General features: G+C 63.3%; 1 protein-coding gene and 1 pseudogene. Both read left to right on the forward strand.

Features of this window, described 5'->3' with window-relative positions; genetic code table 11:
* On the forward strand, positions 1–398 hold a 398-nt coding region (locus EN749_RS36225), incomplete at its 5' end, for a tyrosine-type recombinase/integrase (RefSeq protein WP_145991195.1).
* A 380-nt stretch (positions 399–778) separates the two neighbouring features.
* Positions 779–1088: pseudogene (locus EN749_RS36230) on the forward strand (polysaccharide biosynthesis protein GumN); the annotation flags it as partial.

A 1088-nucleotide genomic window follows, 5' to 3' on the forward strand; every position in this document is an offset into this window, starting at 1 on the left:
ACGACACGGTGCTTCGCGTCACCGGCAAGGGCGGCAAGACGCGCCTGGTGCCGGTGCTGCCGGTGGCGCTCAGGGCGATGGCCGAATATCGCCGGCTCTGCCCCTACCATCTCGACCCCAAGGGCCTGTTGTTTCGCGGCGCCCGCGGCGGTCCGCTCAACCCGGCCATTGTCCAGCGCGACATGGCCAAGCTGCGCTCGGCGCTCAACCTGCCCGATACCGCGACGCCGCATGCGCTGCGCCATTCCTTCGCTACGCATCTGCTCGGCCGCGGCGGCGATTTGCGCACCATCCAGGAACTGCTCGGCCACGCCAGCCTGTCGACGACGCAGATCTACACCGGCGTCGACACCGCGAGGCTGCTCGAGATTTACGAGCAGGCCCATCCACGGGCATGAACGCCAGTAGCGTCGCATAGTATCGGTGGCCAAACGTTCACCATTGGCCGAAAGCCTCCCCAACGTCGTCATCCCTGGGCGAAGCAGGAGCGAAGCTCCGTCGCGGAGACCCTGGGATCCATGCCGCGACCTTTGCCATGGAGTGCTGCGGAGCGGAATTCTGCACTGTTGCAGCGTTCCAGAGTCCCGGCATGGATCCTCGGGTCTGCGCCGCGTCGCTACGCTCCTTGCTCCGCCCGTGGATGACGAAGAAATGGGCGTTTCCGCTAATCATTGAGTCATGAGCACCATCGACGTCCGCTGAGGGCGATAGCCGGTCGAAGACAATTTCGCAGTACCAATTAACCGTTTTGCCGCTTTTCGGTTCTAGGAATGGGATCATGAAACGCGTCATCGCCATCGCCGACCGTGCAGCTTCCGTGTCGCTGAAGCTGCTCGTCGCGCTCAATGTTTTGTTCTTCCTGTCGTTTCTCGCCGTGCTGCTGTTCGCGGCCGGCAAGGCCCATGCCGAAATCTCGACCTGCACCGGCGCCGACATGCTGTCGGCCTTGCAGAAGAACGATCCGGCGACCTACCGCAAGATCGAAGCGGAAGCCGCCGCGACACCGAACGGCAAGGGCCTGTTGTGGAAGCTGGAAAAGCCCGGCGAGAAGCCGTCCTTCCTGTTCGGCACCATGCATATGACCGACC

This window comes from Mesorhizobium sp. M7A.F.Ca.ET.027.02.1.1 (assembly GCF_004022985.1).
Taxonomy (GTDB): Bacteria; Pseudomonadota; Alphaproteobacteria; order Rhizobiales; family Rhizobiaceae; genus Mesorhizobium.